Origin of the sequence: Thiohalorhabdus denitrificans, from assembly GCF_001399755.1 — a bacterium.
Lineage (GTDB): Bacteria > Pseudomonadota > Gammaproteobacteria > Thiohalorhabdales > Thiohalorhabdaceae > Thiohalorhabdus > Thiohalorhabdus denitrificans.
In genome coordinates, this window is the sequence record NZ_LJCP01000010.1 from 270,876 (window position 1) to 285,781 (window position 14,906).

Annotated in this window: 15 protein-coding genes; 3 read left to right on the forward strand and 12 right to left on the reverse strand. The window is 68.7% G+C overall.

Annotated elements, in window-relative coordinates; translation table 11 throughout:
• The first annotated feature begins 42 nt into the window (after positions 1-42).
• On the forward strand, positions 43-2,466 hold the full coding sequence (locus tag AN478_RS07920; RefSeq protein ID WP_054966076.1) for a putative bifunctional diguanylate cyclase/phosphodiesterase: 2,424 nt from the start codon (positions 43-45) through the stop codon (positions 2,464-2,466).
• A gap of 32 nt (positions 2,467-2,498) precedes the next feature.
• On the opposite strand, the gene AN478_RS07925 is transcribed toward AN478_RS07920, so the two are convergent.
• The 7 genes from AN478_RS07925 to AN478_RS07955 form a co-directional block, all read right to left on the reverse strand.
• Positions 2,499-2,807, reverse strand: coding sequence for a hypothetical protein (locus tag AN478_RS07925; protein WP_054966077.1), 309 nt, complete (start codon positions 2,805-2,807; stop codon positions 2,499-2,501).
• A 125-nt stretch (positions 2,808-2,932) separates the two neighbouring features.
• The gene (locus AN478_RS07930; RefSeq protein ID WP_054966078.1) at positions 2,933-3,592 is read right to left on the reverse strand and encodes an ERCC4 domain-containing protein; all 660 of its coding nucleotides are present in this window, start codon (positions 3,590-3,592) and stop codon (positions 2,933-2,935) included.
• A 102-nt stretch (positions 3,593-3,694) separates the two neighbouring features.
• The gene (locus AN478_RS07935) at positions 3,695-5,578 is read right to left on the reverse strand and encodes an ATP-binding cassette domain-containing protein (RefSeq protein WP_054966079.1); all 1,884 of its coding nucleotides are present in this window, start codon (positions 5,576-5,578) and stop codon (positions 3,695-3,697) included.
• A gap of 45 nt (positions 5,579-5,623) precedes the next feature.
• Positions 5,624-6,574, reverse strand: coding sequence for a protein-methionine-sulfoxide reductase catalytic subunit MsrP (gene msrP / locus AN478_RS07940; RefSeq protein ID WP_054966080.1), 951 nt, complete (start codon positions 6,572-6,574; stop codon positions 5,624-5,626).
• A gap of 13 nt (positions 6,575-6,587) precedes the next feature.
• Positions 6,588-7,088, reverse strand: a complete 501-nt coding sequence (locus tag AN478_RS07945) for a Slp family lipoprotein (protein ID WP_054966081.1) — start codon at positions 7,086-7,088, stop codon at positions 6,588-6,590.
• A 5-nt stretch (positions 7,089-7,093) separates the two neighbouring features.
• Positions 7,094-7,645, reverse strand: a complete 552-nt coding sequence (locus AN478_RS07950) for a Slp family lipoprotein (RefSeq protein ID WP_054966082.1) — start codon at positions 7,643-7,645, stop codon at positions 7,094-7,096.
• A 172-nt stretch (positions 7,646-7,817) separates the two neighbouring features.
• Positions 7,818-8,141, reverse strand: coding sequence for a DUF3301 domain-containing protein (locus AN478_RS07955; protein ID WP_054966083.1), 324 nt, complete (start codon positions 8,139-8,141; stop codon positions 7,818-7,820).
• A 124-nt stretch (positions 8,142-8,265) separates the two neighbouring features.
• On the opposite strand from AN478_RS07955, the gene AN478_RS07960 reads away from it, so the two are divergent.
• Together AN478_RS07960 and AN478_RS07965 are read left to right on the forward strand one after the other, a co-directional pair.
• Positions 8,266-8,559: an encapsulin-associated ferritin-like protein gene (locus tag AN478_RS07960; RefSeq protein WP_054966084.1), complete on the forward strand. Its 294-nt coding sequence runs from the start codon at positions 8,266-8,268 to the stop codon at positions 8,557-8,559.
• Positions 8,560-8,609: 50 nt separating this feature from the next.
• Entirely contained in the window at positions 8,610-9,170 is a 561-nt protein-coding gene (locus tag AN478_RS07965; protein WP_054966085.1) for a macro domain-containing protein, read from the forward strand.
• Between the two features lie 46 nt (positions 9,171-9,216).
• Here the strand turns inward: AN478_RS07965 and AN478_RS07970 are convergent, their stop codons facing one another.
• The 5 genes from AN478_RS07970 to AN478_RS07990 all read right to left on the reverse strand — a co-directional run bounded on the left by AN478_RS07970 (position 9,217) and on the right by AN478_RS07990 (position 14,900).
• Positions 9,217-10,587 carry a sigma 54-interacting transcriptional regulator gene (locus AN478_RS07970; RefSeq protein ID WP_054966086.1) on the reverse strand — a complete coding sequence of 457 codons (1,371 nt, stop codon included), beginning with the start codon at positions 10,585-10,587 and terminating at the stop codon, positions 9,217-9,219.
• 24 nt (positions 10,588-10,611) lie between these two features.
• On the reverse strand, positions 10,612-11,166 hold the full coding sequence (locus AN478_RS07975) for a hypothetical protein (RefSeq protein ID WP_054966087.1): 555 nt from the start codon (positions 11,164-11,166) through the stop codon (positions 10,612-10,614).
• Complete coding sequence (locus AN478_RS07980) at positions 11,163-12,581, reverse strand: HAMP domain-containing sensor histidine kinase (protein WP_231627361.1); 1,419 nt, start codon at positions 12,579-12,581, stop codon at positions 11,163-11,165. Before AN478_RS07980 ends, AN478_RS07975 begins: the two co-directional genes overlap by 4 nt.
• Before the next feature lie 124 nt (positions 12,582-12,705).
• Positions 12,706-13,683, reverse strand: coding sequence for an L-histidine N(alpha)-methyltransferase (egtD, locus tag AN478_RS07985; protein WP_054966089.1), 978 nt, complete (start codon positions 13,681-13,683; stop codon positions 12,706-12,708).
• 32 nt (positions 13,684-13,715) lie between these two features.
• A complete protein-coding gene (locus tag AN478_RS07990) occupies positions 13,716-14,900 on the reverse strand; it encodes a pyridoxal phosphate-dependent aminotransferase (RefSeq protein WP_054966090.1) in 1,185 nt (394 codons plus the stop codon).
• Positions 14,901-14,906: the final 6 nt, after the last annotated feature.

The window sequence follows — 14,906 nt, forward strand, 5'->3', positions numbered from 1 at the left end:
CGGCGGTGGAGGCGTGCGGGCCGTTCCCGGGGGAGGTCGTGCATGGTGAGCCCCCGGGAAGGAACGGGGGTCCGCCGCTCGACCCTGTTCATCCTCTCCATCCTGGTCATCGAGGTGGTGGCCCTGTCCGCGCTGGTCTGGAACTCGGTGCGGATCCTCAACAGCAGCCACGACCAGCTGATCGAGTCGTCGGCCGATCAGGTCAACGACCTCCTGGGCCAATCCGTGGCCCCGGCCCTGGCGGCCTCCGATCCCCCCCGGGTACAGGCGGTCCTGGAGCGGCTTTCCGAGGGAGCCAACCTGGAATACGTCCGGGTCCTGGACCGCGAGGGCCGGGTGGTGGCCTCTCTGGGCAATCCCCCCGAGGAGCTCCGGGAGGATGCGCGGCCCAGCGAGGCCGGGCCGGAGGGTGTCTACGACGCATCCAGCGCGATTCGGGGCGAAGGCGAGCGCCTCGGCACGCTGCTTACCGGCCATTCCCTGGCCCCCGGCCGGGCCTTCACCAGCCAGGCCAAGCTGCAGAACGCCCTGATCGGCGGCGTTGAGATCGTCCTGACCATCCTGGCGACCCTGATCCTGGGCCTCTCCTTCACGCGCAATCTCCGGCGCCTCGAGGCCGGGGCCCGGGCGCTCGCCCAGGGCGAATACTCCCACCGGATCCCGGTGAAGGGCCAGGACGACTTCGCCCCGGTGGCGCGCTCCTTCAACGACATGGCGGCCAGCCTGACCGGCGCCCGCCGGGAGCTGGAGGAGAAGAACCGGGCCCTGGAGCGTCAGGCGCGTCACTTCCGCACCCTCCTGGACGGGGTGGAGGCGGTGGTGGTGGAGGGCGACCCCAACACGCTCCAGCTCACCTACGTCAGCCAGGAGGCCGGGAACCTCCTCGGGTATCCCGTCACCCGCTGGTTCCAGCCCGGCTTCTGGGAGGAGCATGTCCACCCGGAGGACCGGGAGACCTTCTTGGCCGGGGTGTCCGGCCACCTGGACGCCCCGGGGTCCTTCAGCCTGGACTTCCGCATGCTTCACCGGGACGGCCACGCGGTCTGGGTGCGGGCCATCAACGCCGTGGACCGGGACGAGGACGGCGGGTTGATCCTGCGCGGCCTCCTCCTTGACGTCACCAAGGAGAAGCACTCCGCCGAGCGCATAATCTACCTGGCCGACCACGATCCGCTCACGGGTCTGTTCAACCGGGGGCGCTTCCAGGAGGAGCTGGAGCGCAACGTGACCTACGCCCAGAGCTACGGCCATGACGGCGCGCTGCTGGTGCTCGGTATCGACCGCTTCAAGTACATCAACGACACGCTGGGCCACCGCACCGGGGACCACTACCTGCACGCGGTGGCTTCCGCCCTACAGGACACCATCAGCGAGGTGGACGTGGTCGGGCGGCTGGGCGGCGACGAGTTCGGCATCATTCGCCCCAAGGCCACCCCCGAGGAGATGGAGGAGCTGGCCGGGGCCCTCCGTGCCCGCTTGGCGCAGCCCTTGTTGGAATCGGGGGAATACCTCTCGGCGGCCACCGCGAGCATGGGCATGGTGTTCTTCCCCCGTAACGGCGTCCGGGCCGACGACCTCTTGGCGCGGGCGGACGTGGCCCTCGGTACCGCCAAGGAGGAGGGCCGGGACCGCCTGCACCACTACCACGAGGGCGCCGAGGCCATCGGCCGCATGCGGGCCAAGATCAAATGGGAGGACCGCATCCGGCGGGCCCTGCGCGAGGACCGGTTCCGCTTCCATTACCAGCCCATCATTCACCTGCGCAGCGGCGCGGTCAGCCACTACGAGGTGCTGTTGCGCATGGAGGGGGAGGATGGCGAGCTGGTCGGGCCCGGGGCCTTCCTCGATACGGCCGAACGGTTCGGGATGATCGGGGAGATCGACCGCTGGGTCCTGGAGAACGCCATCCGGGTCCAGGGGGAATCCCGCCAGGTGGGCCGGCCGGTGAAGCTGGCGGTCAACCTCTCCGGGCGCCATCTGGGCCGCTCGGACATCCTGGAGCTCATGAATTCCGCCATCGAGCGCCATGGTGCGGATCCCCAGGCGCTGACCTTCGAGGTGACCGAGACCGCCGCCGTGGAGAACCTCACCCGCGCCCGCCAGTTCATCCACAGCCTGCGGGAGCGGGGCTGCCGGGTGGCCCTGGACGACTTCGGGGTGGGCTTCTCCTCCTTCCACTACCTCAAGAACCTGCCCGTGGACATGGTCAAGATCGACGGCAGCTTCGTCCGGGCCCTGGACCGGGACGAGTTCGACCGGCGCTTCGTCCAGGCCATGAGCGACCTGACCGCGAGCCTGGGGATCGAGAGCGTGGGCGAGTTCGTGGAAAGCGGGCGGATCGCCGAGATCCTGGAGGAGCTGGGGGTGGGCATGGGCCAGGGCTTCCACCTGGGGCGGCCCGCCCCTTGGTTCCTGGAAGGAGGGGTTCCGGCGGGGGAGGGCTGGCGGAGCGCCGGCGGGGAATAGGGAGGCGCGGGGCCACGCCCCCGCGGCCGGCCTCAGTCGTCCCCGGAGGGGTCCGGATGCCAGCCGGCGGCGCGTGCCTGGCGAACCGCTTCGTCGTAGATGCGCTCGTGGCGTTGCCGGAGATCGTCGGGCAGGTTGCTCACCAGGTGGCCATAGGGCTCCCAGGCCTCAAGGACCTGGGCGTGGAGCTGTTCCAGCCGGCCGTAATCCCACCCCTCGCAGGTCTCCGTCTCGGGAAGGATCCCGAACACCCAGGCGTCCCGGATGATGCGCCCGGCGTCGGTCATGCCGCCGTACTGGTCCTGGTGGATCCCCGGATAGACGGGGCGTTGCTGAGCCATGATCGCTACTCCCGTGGTCCGTTTGGCGGGTGGCCAGTATATCCTGCCGGAGCCGGTAGGCGCATCGGGAGCGGGGCCGCTCTTCCCGACCCTGTCCCTAGCGGGGAGGTGGGGGATCCGATGGGCTACCGGCCCTTCTTGCTGTCGAGCACGTCGCTGATCCGATTCGCCACCTTCTCGCGTACACCCTCAACCTCCTGGAGCTCTTCTTTGGAAGCCTGAAAGACCGCCCGGGCGGTGCCGAAATGGCGGAGCAGGGCCCGGGCCAGTTCCGGGTCAACGCCGGGGAGGCCCTCCACCAGAAAGCGGATGGCCTCGCGGCGGGTCTCCGGCTGGTTGGGGCGCAGCGGCCGATCGTCCTCGGGTACCTGGTGCTGGGTCTCCACCGCCAGCGCGTACAGGAGCATGGCGGAGTCCTTGGGGCTCGGGCTATAGAGCACCGGGATTTCGAGGGTGCCCGTAAGGTAGCCGATGGCCCAGTGGACATCGAAGGGGGTCTGGTGGAAGCGGGCCGTGAAAAAGTCCCCCTCCAGCAGGAACATGGGGCGGCGGTAGTGGGCCTTCATGCGGTTGGCCGTGTCGAAGACCGCCTTGTCCACCACCGCCAGGATGAAGTCGGTGCCCGACTTGTAGTCCACAACGGTCTCGCCGTCGAGGACGAAATCGCCCACGTCCAGCTCCTCGAAGTCGAGGTTCACCCCCTGGATCTCCTGGAGGTGCCCGGCGAGGCGGCTTTCCTGGCCGGGGTCGGCGGTTAGGGTGACGCTGGTTCCAAGCCGGGACATGGGACGGCCTCCATGGAGAAGGGGGGAGGGAGGCGGGGAACGCTACCATCCCCGTACCGGGGAAATCCAGACCTGAAGGGTCGGGAAAACCGTGCAGAGGGGTCAGCCGTCCGAGGCCTCCAGGCGCTCGCTCGCCTCCAGCCAGGCCTCCTCGGCTTCGGTCAGGGCCTTATCCACCTGGCCCTGCTCCTGGAGCAGCTCCTGCAGCCGGTCCTTCTCCCCGTCGCCGTAGAGGCCCGGATTGGCCAGGGCCTGGTCCAGCTCCTGCTTGCGTCGGTTGAGGCGGTCCACCTCCTTCTCCCAACGCAGGATCTCGTCGCGCAAGGGCTTCAGCTCCTTGCGGCGCTCGGCGGCGGCACGCCGGCGGTCCCGATCCTTGGCAGGCTGTCCCGGCCCGGCGGGCTCGGCCGGTCCCTCGCTGCGCTCCAGGAGCCACCGCCGATAATCCTCCAGGTCCCCGTCGAAGGCCTGCACGGTCCCGGAGTCCACTAGCCACAGCCGGTCGGTCACCGAGCGCAGGAGGTGGCGATCGTGGGAGACGGTCACCAGTGCGCCCGGAAATTCCTGCAGGGCCAGGGTGAGGGCGTGGCGCATCTCGAGGTCGAGATGGTTGGTGGGCTCGTCCATGAGCAGGAGGTTGGGGCGGCGGTACACCAGCAGGGCCAGGGCGAGCCGGGCCTTCTCCCCGCCGGACAGCGGCGCCGTCGGTTCGAGGGCGGAATCGCCCCGGAACCCGAAGCCGCCCAGGAAGTCTCGCAGGTTTTGGGGCTGGGCCTCGGGGTCCAGGCGTTGCAGATGGAGCATGGGGCTCGCCTCCGGGTCCAGGTGATCCACCTGGTGCTGGGCGAAATAACCCACCTGGAGCCCCTGGGCGGGGTCGCGCAGGCCGCCTTGCGGCTGGAGGCGCCCCGCCAGGACCTGGATGAGGGTGGACTTGCCGGCGCCGTTGGGACCCAAGAGGCCGATGCGGTCCCCCGGATGGAGCTCCAGGCTGACCTTCCGGAGGACGGGCTCGCTGTCGTAACCGGCGCGCAGGTCCTTGAGGCCGAGAAGGGGGGTGGGCAGCCTGGCCGGCTCCGGGAAGCCGAACTGGAAGGGGTCCTCGGCGTGGGCGGCCGATACCTGCTGCATGCGCTCCAGGGCCTTGATGCGGCTCTGGGCCTGCCGCGCCTTGGAGGCCTGGGCGCGGAAACGGTCCACGAAGCGCTGGATGCGCGCCACTTCCTTCTGCTGCTTCTCGTAGGCGGCCTGCTGTTGGGCCTTCTCCTCCGCGTAGCGAACCTCGAAGTCCGAGTAGTTGCCGGGGTAAAGCTTGAGGGTGCCCCGCTGGAAGTGGACCACCCGGTCCACCACCGCGTCGAGGAAGTCCCGGTCGTGGGAGATGAGCAGCAGGGTCCCGGGATAGGCCGCCAGCCAATCCTGGAGGCGCAGGACCGCATCCAGGTCCAGATGGTTGGTGGGCTCGTCCAGGAGCAGGAGCTCGGCCCGGGCCATCAGGGTCCGGGCTAGGTTCAGGCGCATGCGCCAGCCGCCGGAGAAGGCCGCCACAGGGGCGTTTTCCTCGGCGGAGGAGAATCCCAGGCCGTGGAGCAGCCGGGCGGCCCGGGAGCGGGCGGTGTAGCCGTCGATGGCGTGGAGGTGGGCATGCAGCTCCCCCAGGCGCACCCCGTCCCCGGCAACCTCCGCCTCGGCGAGGGCCGCCTCGGTGGCGCGCAGGTCCTCGTCGCCGTCCAGGACGTAGTCGATGGCGGCCTGGGAGAGGCCGGGAACCTCCTGAGCCATCCAGGCGATGCGCCAGTGGCGGGGGAGGCTCACCGAACCGGTGTCCGGCTCCAGTTCGCCGCGCACCAGGGAGAAGAGGCTGGTCTTTCCCGTGCCGTTGGCGCCGACCACCCCCACCTTCTGGCCGGGGTGGATGGAGAGGCTGACGTCCCGGAGCAGCTCCCGGGGGCCGCGTCGCAGGGTGATGTTGGCCAGTTCGAGCATGGCGCCGATTCTAACAGTCAGGGCGAGGCGTTTCTCCCGGGCGCCTCAGTATCGCTCCCGCAGGTCCATGCCCTTGTATAGGTGGGCCACCTCCTCGGCGTAGCCGTTGAACATCTCGGTGTCCCGCCGGAGGAACTCGCCGATGCGGCGCTCGTGGGCCTGGCTCCAGCGGGGATGGGGGACGTTGGGGTTTACGTTGGCGTAGAAGCCGTATTCCGCGGGGGCCGCCTGGTGCCAGCTGGTCAGGGGCTCCTCCCGGGTGAGGCGGATGCGGACGATGGACTTGATGCTCTTGAAGCCGTACTTCCAGGGAACCACCAGGCGCAGGGGCGCGCCGTTCTGGTTGGGAAGGGCCCGCCCGTACATGCCCACCGCCAGGATGGTCAGGGGATGGAGGGCTTCATCCAGGCGCAGGCCTTCCACGTAGGGCCAATCCAGAACCTCCCGGCGCTGGCCCGGGAGGCGCTCCAGATCGTGGATGGCGGTGAATTCCACGTAACGGGCCGCGGAAGTGGGCTCGAAGCGCTTTAGGAGGTCGGCAAGGGGGAAGCCCACCCAGGGGATGACCATGGACCAGCCTTCCACGCAGCGCAGGCGGTAGATCCGCTCCTCCAGGGTATGGGGGCGCAACAGGTCTTCCAGGGCCAGCCGCCCGGGCCGGGCCACCTCGCCGGCGATCTCCACGGACCAGGGTTCGGTGGGGAGACGGTCGGCGAGGCGGGCCGGGTCGGATTTGGAAGTGCCGAGCTCGTAGAAATTGTTGTAGGTAGTGGCCTGCTCGCGGGGGGTGGGCTCCTCCGCCGTGCTGAAGGGTCCGGGCTCGGGATCCTCGATCCGGACGCCAGCGCGGGTGGAGGCCGCGGTCCAAAGGGCCGGGCCGGCCAGGATCCCCAGGGCGCCGGCCGCCCCCTGGCGCAGGAAACGGCGACGGCCCCGGTGGATCTCCTCCGGGGTAACCTCCCGATCGGGCGGGGAAGAGGGGCGTGGGCGGTGCATAGACCCTCCGGTGTCAGCCCCCGAAGATCACGCCGATCCCGAAATGGAAGCGCGGACCGGCGGGGGAGCGGCGGTCCTCGGCCCAGAGCTCCTTGTCCTCCACCGCCACCACCGGGTAGGTGTACTCGGCCTCGCCGATGCGGCCCTTGCGGGTCCCCTTCAGGGTTCCGGAAACGGTAACCCGGCGTCCCGGCGTGTAGTCGGCAGTCTCCAGGTAGCCCTCCGCCTCGGCCAGGAACCGGCCCTGGGGATCGGCTTCCACGTCGGGCTTTTGGCGGCCATCCAGGGGATAGGCCAGGATCTCCAGACGGGTCCGTTCCTCCAGGTTGGTAGCGTTGACAATGACCCCGCCCCAGAGCACCTGGGATCCTTCCAGAGAGGGCATGTCCCGTTTGGCCTCCCGGGGGGTCACCTCTACGACCCCCTCATCCACGGGGAAGCGCGGGGTGCTGGCGCAGGCTGCCAGCGCCAGGATCCAGAGGGTCGCAAAGAGGCCGCGGCGGAAGGTGCGCATGGTGGCTACCAGTACGGATAGTAGGGATGGGGGTAGGGGTACCAAGGGTCGTGGTATCGGTACCAGGGGTCGTACCACGGATCGTACCAGGGGTCCCGATAGGGGCGCGGGCGATCCTCCTCCCGGGCCCAGAGATAGCTCCCTTCTCCTTCCACCAGGGGCTGGCGGTACGCGTATTCCCCGATGTCCCGGGTCACCATCTCTTCGATGGTGCCGGTAACCGTGATCTGGCGACCGGGGGCATAGACCGCGGGGTCCAGGAAGCCCGGGAACCGGACCAGGAAGCGGCCTTCGCTGCGGTCATGGCCCGCGGGGCGGGCGTCGTATTCCAACGGCTTGGCCACCACCTGCATCTCGGTGTGCTCGGGGAGGTTCTCCACCTCGACGATCTGGCCGCCCCAGCGCACCGTCTTGCCCAGATGGGTTTCGGGGTCGGCCCGCACCGCCGCCAGGCTCGGACCGCCGTCCTCCGGATCGCGGATGGGCTCCGGGATGCTGGAAGCGCACCCGGCCAGAATCAGGCCGGCAAGCACGCAGGCGATGTACCGGACGGACATGACAGGCTCCTTGCGGCCCCTTGCCGCGGTTCGGGCCGGCCAGGGCCCATGGGCTGCCGTACCGGGTTCGGCCTCTGTGGACCCTTCCGCTCCGGCAAGGCGCTGGGGCCGGCACGGTGTGCCTTCCACCGAATTGGACAACCGCCCGGGCCCCACGGCTCGCGGGCCGGGTCTACCCCTGGTGCCCCGCCGGGTCCTCAAATATGTTCCGGCCCGTCTGATCCTCCAGACGGACGGATTCGGTTCGGCCGGCGAGGAGGATAAGGTGGCCCCGCTCCCGGGTGCGGCCATCCCGGGTCAGCTCGAAGGCGTAATGGCGCCGCAAGCGGAGCCGGCCCCGCTCGTCGCGGCCCGTCCCCAGGCGGCGAAGCTCCACGGTGTCGTCGAGTAGCTTCGCCTCCTGCCGGCGGCAGGTGATCTCTGCGATGCGGACCGCCCGCTCCCGGGCGCGGAGGAAATCCGCCCACGTCAGGATGAGCAGGGCCGTTAGGCCCATGGCAAAAATTCCAGTCATGGTCCCATGGTAGCCGAAACGGTGGGTTGGGTCCCGGGTGCGTCTTTGGAACCACCTTGCTACATTGCCGGGGAAATACCGCTCTTACCCGGAAAGGAAACCGATCATGGCAAGCGAGGGATGGCACGAGGCCGAGGATCGCCTGACCACCGAGACCAAGGACCTCCATCGGGCCATCGTTTCCCTGATGGAGGAGCTGGAGGCGGTGGACTGGTACAACCAGCGGGTCGATGCCGCGGCGGATCCCGAGCTCAAGGAGATCCTGGCCCATAACCGGGACGAGGAAAAGGAGCACGCCGTGATGGTGCTCGAATGGATCCGCCGGCGGGACCCGCGCATGGACCAGGAGCTGCGGGGGCGCCTGTTCACCTCCGGCTCCATCCCCCACGAAGGAGAGTGATGGAGCCCGGGGAACGGGCGGCCGGAGGCCGGCAACCGAGGAGGGCAGCCATGCGATTCTGCCAGGGTGAACGCTGCGTGGAGATCGTGCGCGGCGATATTACCGACCAGGACACGGACGCCGTGGTGAACGCCGCCAACAAGGCCCTCGCCCCCGGCGGCGGAGTAGCCGGGGCGATCCATCGCGCGGCGGGACCGGAGCTGTGGGAGGAGAGCAGCCAGCTTGGCGGCTGCGCAACGGGCGAGGCAAAGATCACGGGGGGCTACCAACTGCCGGCCCACCACGTGATCCATACCGTGGGTCCGGTGTACGGCGAGGATCCAGAGCCCGCCGCACTCCTGCGCCGGTCCTACGTCAACAGCCTGCGCCTGGCCGACGAGCACGGGCTGCGCTCCGTGGCCTTCCCGGCCCTGAGCACGGGCGCCTTCGGCTACCCCATGGAGGAGGCCGCGGATATCGCCCTGCACTCCCTGATGGAGACGCTGCCGGATCTGGGATCGGTGCGCCTGGTACGCATGGTCCTGCGCGGGGAGCGGGACCAGCGGGTCCACGTGGGGGCGGCCCAACACGCAGCCGAGGAACTGGGGTGGGAGGCGGAAAAGGAAGGCTGATCCCGGGGTGTGTGGTGCCGGCCCCGGGCCCGCCCCGGGGGCGTGCTCAGCCCTCGGAGCGGGCGGACTGCTTGAACAGCGTCGGGTCCAGGTGGTGGCGGTTCAGGAGCTTGTAGAACTCGGTGCGGTTGCGCTTGGCCAGCCGGGCGGCCTGGCTCACGTTGCCGCCGGTCATCTGGAGCACCCGGGCGAGGTATTCCCGCTCGAATTCCCGCCGGGCGTCCGCGAAGGAGGGTAGCTCCTCCGGGTCCTCGTTGAGGGCCCGTTGCACCAGGTCCTCGGAGATGATGGGGGTGGGGGAGAGGGTCACCACCTGTTCCACCACATTGAAGAGCTGGCGGACGTTGCCGGGCCAGGGGGCGCTGACGAGCCGCTCCATGGCCTCCGGGGCGAAGCCCTTGACCGTCTTGCCGTACTTCTCGGCGAGCTGGGAAAGGAAGTGGCTGGCGAGCAGGGGGATGTCCTCGCTGCGATCCGCCAGCGGGGGAAGCTCCAGGGCGACCACGTTCAGCCGGTAGTACAGGTCCTCCCGGAAGCGCCCCTCCCCCATTTCCTCGCCCAGGTCCCTATGGGTGGCGGTTATGATCCGCACGTCCACGGGGATGCCCTCGGTGGCCCCCACGGGGCGCACCAGGCGCTCCTGCAGCACGCGCAGCAGCTTGACCTGGAGGGTCAGGGGCATGTCCCCGATCTCGTCGAGGAACAGGGTTCCCCCGTGGGCGGCCTGGAACAGGCCCTTCTGATCCTGGGTGGCGCCGGTGAAGGCCCCCTTCTTGTGACCGAACAGCTCGGATTCGAGGAGGGTCTCGGGGATCGCCCCGCAGTTGATGGCCACGAAGGGCTTGTCGGCGCGGGGGCTGGCCTTGTGGACGGCACGCGCCATCAGCTCCTTGCCGGTGCCGCTGTCGCCCTGGATGAACACGCTGGCGTCGCTGTCGGCCACCATGCGGGCACGGCCGAGCACATCCTCCATGAGGGGACTGCGGGTGATGATCTCGGAGCGCCAAGGGGCCTGTCGCCCGTCCTCCTGGCCCTCCTCCGCGCCGCCGGAAAGGGTAAGGGCCTTCTCCACCTGCTCCATCAGGTCGCTGCTGTCGAAGGGCTTGGTGAGGAAGCTGAACACGCCCCGCTTGGTGGCCTCCACCGCGTCGGGGATGGAGCCGTGGGCCGTGAGGATGATGACCGGCAGGGTGGGGTGGCGCTCGCGGATGTTGTCGAACAGGGCCATGCCGTCCATGCCGTCCATGCGCAGGTCGGTTATGACCAGCTGGGGGCGCACTGCGGCGAGGTTGGCCAGGGCCTCGTGACCGCTTTCCACCGCCGCTACCTGATAGCCGGCGGAACGGAGGCGGATGGAGAGGAGGCGCAGGAGTCCCGGATCGTCGTCCACCAGTAGGATGCGTTGGGCGCGGTCCATAGCTCGTTCCAGTGCTGCGGGGAATCAGTCCCGTTGTCGAATGCTGCGCTCGATGTCCTTGAGGGCCTCGAGCTGCTCATGCAACTTCTGGAGGCGTTCCTCCAATTCCCCTTTTTGTCGGGTCAGCTCCTGGTGGGCTGCCCGGCTCTCGGCCACCTCGTTGGCCAGCTGGTCCACCCGTTGCTCCAGCTGCGCGGCGTGCTGGAACAGCTCGTTACGCTGCTGGAGCTGGTCCTTGAGCAGGAAGGCCATGTTCCGGAGGTGCGGCGCCAGCTGGTCCGAGCTCCCCGTGCAGGGACCGAGCACCTCCCCCGGGTCCGCCGACACCGGTGGGCCCGAATCGGCCACCAGGGTGATGATCGCCAATCGCAGGCGGTCGGCCGTGCACCGCTCCTCCGAGACCCAGTTGCGGAAGTTCCGATACTCGGCCGTCAGCGTGCGGCCGTCGAGGGTCGAAGCATACCGATAGAAGGCGGCCAAGTCATCCGCCGAGCCCGTCGGGACAGACCGGTCCAGCGTACCGCATCCGGCCAGAAGGGTCACCACCAGGGCCGCCGACGCCGGACGCCAGGCCCTCATGCGGCCTCCTTCTTGCCATCCAGCGGCAGGGTGACCCGGAGGTGCCCCCCCGGCTGCTCGGCGTTCACCACCTGGATACTGCCTTGATGGGCGTTGACGAATTCGCGGGTGATGGACAGCCCCAGGCCGGATCCCTTGATGTAGCCCTGCGCCTGGACACCGCCCTGGAAGAAGGCCTCGAAGACCCGCTGGGAGTCCTGGGCGCTGATGCCGGGACCGCTGTCCACCACATCCAGCGTGGCCGAGTCCTCGGACCGGGTGGCGGCGATGCGCAGCCGGCCCCCTTCGGGGGAGTACTTGACCGCGTTGGAAACCAGGTTGTCCACGATGGTGCGGAGCTTCTCGCGGTCCGCCGTCAATTGGATGCTCTCCTCGAGGTGGATGTCCAGCTCCAGGTGCTTGGCCATGGTAGCGGGCTTGTGGGTTTCCACCACCTCCTCAATGAGCTCCCCCAGGTGGAACTTGGTAAGGTTGAGAGCGGGCGGGCCGATCTGGACGTTGCTGAAGTTCAGCAGGTCCTCGATGAGGCGCTGTAGCTGCCCGCTGCTGTTCCGGATGATACGCATGATCTCCCGCTGTTCGTCGTTCAGCCGACCCACCGTCCCCTCGTCCATGAGCTCCGTACCTTCGCGGATGGCGGTGAGGGGGGTCTTCAGCTCGTGGGAGACGTGGCGCAGGAAGCGAGTCTTCTCCTGTTCCAACTCGCGCAGTCGCTCCCGGAGCCAGTCCAGCTGCTCGCCTATGTGCTTCAGGTCCTGGGGCCCGCCCACGTCGATGCCCTTGTCGAAGTCCCCGTCCCCGAGCTGGCGGATGGATTGGTCCACCTCCCGGATGGGGCGGGAGATCAGCACGGTAAACAGGGCGGCCGAGGCCAGGGTCAGGGGGATCAGGGAGGCGGCCAGCCAGAACAGCACCTCCTGGGCCTGGCTCGCGTCCTTGCGCAGAACGTCCACCTCCCGGTCGATGAGCTCGTTGCTTCGCGACAGCAGGTTCTCCGCCTTCCGGGTGAGGCCGATAAAGGCGTCGGCCACCTCCTTCTGGTTGCGGTCGGTGGGCTCCGCCTGCGCCACGTGCTCGAACAGGGCCGATTCCGCCAGGAGCAGCTCGCTGGCGAGCTGGTACTGCTTGCTGCTCAGGGGCAGGTCCTTGAGCCGGGTAACGGTGCTCTGGAACTCCTCGTGGGTGTCCCGGTAGGCCTCGAACAGCGATTCGTCCTGCAGGACAAGGAACTGGCGGCCCGTGCGCTCCATGGAGGTGACCTGCTCGATGACCCTGTCGCTGTGCTGGATGGCGCGTACGGCCTGATGGACGGCATCCTGGCTCTGCTCGGCCAGGCGCTCCACGTGGACGGCGCCGTAAGTCAGCGCCCCGATCAGGGGCAAGGAGACCACCCCGAACCCATACAGGATGAGCATGGGTAGGGATTTTGGATTCTTGATCGCCATCGGCCGGACCTGACCTCACCCCCTTTGCGCCGCGCCGATTGCGGGCTGGCGAGCCCAGCTTACTGGGTCGCCCCCCAAAGCTCCACCCCCGGGCCTAGACCGCCTCAAGAAACTGCACACTGAAGTATTCGTCCGGATCGGTCCAAACCTCGGCCACCCGGAAGCCGGCCCGTTCCGCCAGGTCCCGAAAGCCCTTCAGGGTGTACTTATAGGAGCGCTCGGTACGGATGGTTTGGCCGGCGCGGAAGGGGATGGCGTTCCCGGCAATCCGGATCTCCTGATCCTTGAGGCTCTCCAGGTGCATCTCCACGCAGCCGAGGTCCTCGTTGTAGCGGGCCCGGTGACGAAACCCCTCCAGGTCCAGCTCGGCCCCGAGCTCGTCCCGGAGCCGGTGGAGGAGGTTGCGATTGAAGGCCGCCGTCACCCCTTCCGGATCGTCGTAGGCCCGCAGCAGGACATCCACGTCCTTCTGGAGGTCCAGCCCGACCACCATGGCCCCGCCCGGCCCGGCCAGCTCGGCCTGGCGAGCGAGAAAGGCCTCCGCTTCGGGCAGGTCGAAGTTGCCCAGGGTGGAGCCGGGGAAGTAGAGCAGGGCCCGTGCGGCGTCCGTTTGCGGGCTCGGCAATGAGAAGGGCCGGGTGTAGTCGGCGGCCACGGGGAGGACCTCCAGCCCCGGATAGGCGGCGTCCACGCGGGCGGCGGCCGCCTCCAGGTGCTCCCGGGAGATGTCCACGGGGACATAGGCGGCCGGCTTTTCCAGATGGTCGAGCAGGGCCCGGGTCTTGTTGCTGCTGCCGCTGCCCAGCTCCACCACCAGCGCCCGGGGACCCACGGCCGAGGCAATCTCCTCGCCCCGGGCCGCCAGGATGGACAGCTCCGTGCGCGTGGGGTAATAGGCGTCGAGCTGACAGATCCGGTCGAAAAGCTCGGAGCCGCGCTGGTCGTACAGGTATTTGGGGGAGAGGGAATAGGGGGCTTCGCGTACGCCCTCGAGGAAATCGGCGAGGAGCTCCTCATCATCCGGACGCGTGGCCTCCAGGGGGGACGGCCGGTCCCCGGGGGAATTCGTCATAGCACTGCCCTTGACCTGGGGAGGGGATCTTCTCAGCCTGCCAGCACCTTGCCGATCCGGTCCATGGCCGCCTTGAGCGAGTCCAGGTCGGTGGCGAAGGACAGACGCAGGTAGCCGGGCGCCCCGAAGGCGCTCCCGGGAACCAGGGCCACACCGGCCTGGTCCAGCAGATGGGTGGCCAGGGCCACGTCGTCCTCCAGGCCCAGGGCCTCGGTGGCGCTGTGGAAGGAAGGGAACAGGTAGAAGGCCCCCTCCGCCCGCCGGCAGGAGACGTAGGGCAGGGCGTTGAGGGCCTCCGAGACGAAGTTGTGCCGTTCCCGAAAGGCCTCGACCATGGGCTGAATCAGCTCCGGATCGCTCTCCAGGGCCGCCAGGGCGGCGTGCTGGCTGATGGAGGCGGGGTTGGAAGTGCTCTGGGACTGCAGCTTCTTCATGGCCCCGATGAGGTCCCGGGGGCCGGCGGCGTAGCCGATGCGCCAACCCGTCATGGCGAAGGCCTTGGAAACGCCGTTAAGAACCACGGTGCGATCCTTGAGGTCCGGGGCCACGTTGAGGATATTGCGGAAGGGCGTGGACCCGAGAAGGATCTTCTCGTAGATGTCGTCGGTGAGGATCACCACCTGCGGGTGCTTGCGCAGGACCTCGGCCAGGGCCTCCAGCTCCGCCTCCGAATACAGGGCCCCGGTGGGGTTGGAGGGGCTGTTGAGGATCAGCAGCCGGGTCCGCTCGTTCAGGGCGCTGTCGAGCTGATAGGCGCTGATCTTGAATCCGGCGGTGTCATCGGTTTCGATGGTGGCGGGCTCGGCCCCGGCCAGCTTGACGATGTCCGGGTAGGAGACCCAGTAGGGAGCGGGGATGACCGCCTCGTCGCCTTCCTGAAGAAGCGCCTGGGCCAGGTTGTACACCACCTGCTTGCCCCCGGTGGAGACGATCACCTCGTCGCTGCCGTACTCCAAGCCGTTGTCGGTGCGGAACTTCGCGGTGATGGCCCGTTTCAAAGAGGCCATGCCATCCACCGGGGTATATTTCGTGTGCCCGCCGTCGATGGCCGCCTTGGCCGCGGCGCGGATGGGCTCGGGGGTGGTGAAATCCGGTTCGCCGGCCCCGAGGCCGATCACGTCGCGGCCCTGGTCGCGCAGCTCCGCGGCGCGGGCGGTAACCGCCAGGGTCGGGGACGGCTGGATGCGCTGAACACGGTCGGAGAGGCGGAGTGCCAAGGGTTC

Bases quoted from the DNA above. Each gene is read 5' to 3' on its own strand.
- AN478_RS07920 (WP_054966076.1), top strand. From the start codon at position 43: ATGGTGAGCCCCCGGGAAGGAACGGGGGTCCGCCGCTCGACCCTGTTC.
- AN478_RS07925 (WP_054966077.1), bottom strand. From the start codon at position 2,807: ATGGCTCAGCAACGCCCCGTCTATCCGGGGATCCACCAGGACCAGTAC.
- AN478_RS07930 (WP_054966078.1), bottom strand. From the start codon at position 3,592: ATGTCCCGGCTTGGAACCAGCGTCACCCTAACCGCCGACCCCGGCCAG.
- AN478_RS07935 (WP_054966079.1), bottom strand. From the start codon at position 5,578: ATGCTCGAACTGGCCAACATCACCCTGCGACGCGGCCCCCGGGAGCTG.
- msrP (WP_054966080.1), bottom strand. From the start codon at position 6,574: ATGCACCGCCCACGCCCCTCTTCCCCGCCCGATCGGGAGGTTACCCCG.
- AN478_RS07945 (WP_054966081.1), bottom strand. From the start codon at position 7,088: ATGCGCACCTTCCGCCGCGGCCTCTTTGCGACCCTCTGGATCCTGGCG.
- AN478_RS07950 (WP_054966082.1), bottom strand. From the start codon at position 7,645: ATGTCCGTCCGGTACATCGCCTGCGTGCTTGCCGGCCTGATTCTGGCC.
- AN478_RS07955 (WP_054966083.1), bottom strand. From the start codon at position 8,141: ATGGGCCTAACGGCCCTGCTCATCCTGACGTGGGCGGATTTCCTCCGC.
- AN478_RS07960 (WP_054966084.1), top strand. From the start codon at position 8,266: ATGGCAAGCGAGGGATGGCACGAGGCCGAGGATCGCCTGACCACCGAG.
- AN478_RS07965 (WP_054966085.1), top strand. From the start codon at position 8,610: ATGCGATTCTGCCAGGGTGAACGCTGCGTGGAGATCGTGCGCGGCGAT.
- AN478_RS07970 (WP_054966086.1), bottom strand. From the start codon at position 10,587: ATGGACCGCGCCCAACGCATCCTACTGGTGGACGACGATCCGGGACTC.
- AN478_RS07975 (WP_054966087.1), bottom strand. From the start codon at position 11,166: ATGAGGGCCTGGCGTCCGGCGTCGGCGGCCCTGGTGGTGACCCTTCTG.
- AN478_RS07980 (WP_231627361.1), bottom strand. From the start codon at position 12,581: ATGCTCATCCTGTATGGGTTCGGGGTGGTCTCCTTGCCCCTGATCGGG.
- egtD (WP_054966089.1), bottom strand. From the start codon at position 13,683: ATGACGAATTCCCCCGGGGACCGGCCGTCCCCCCTGGAGGCCACGCGT.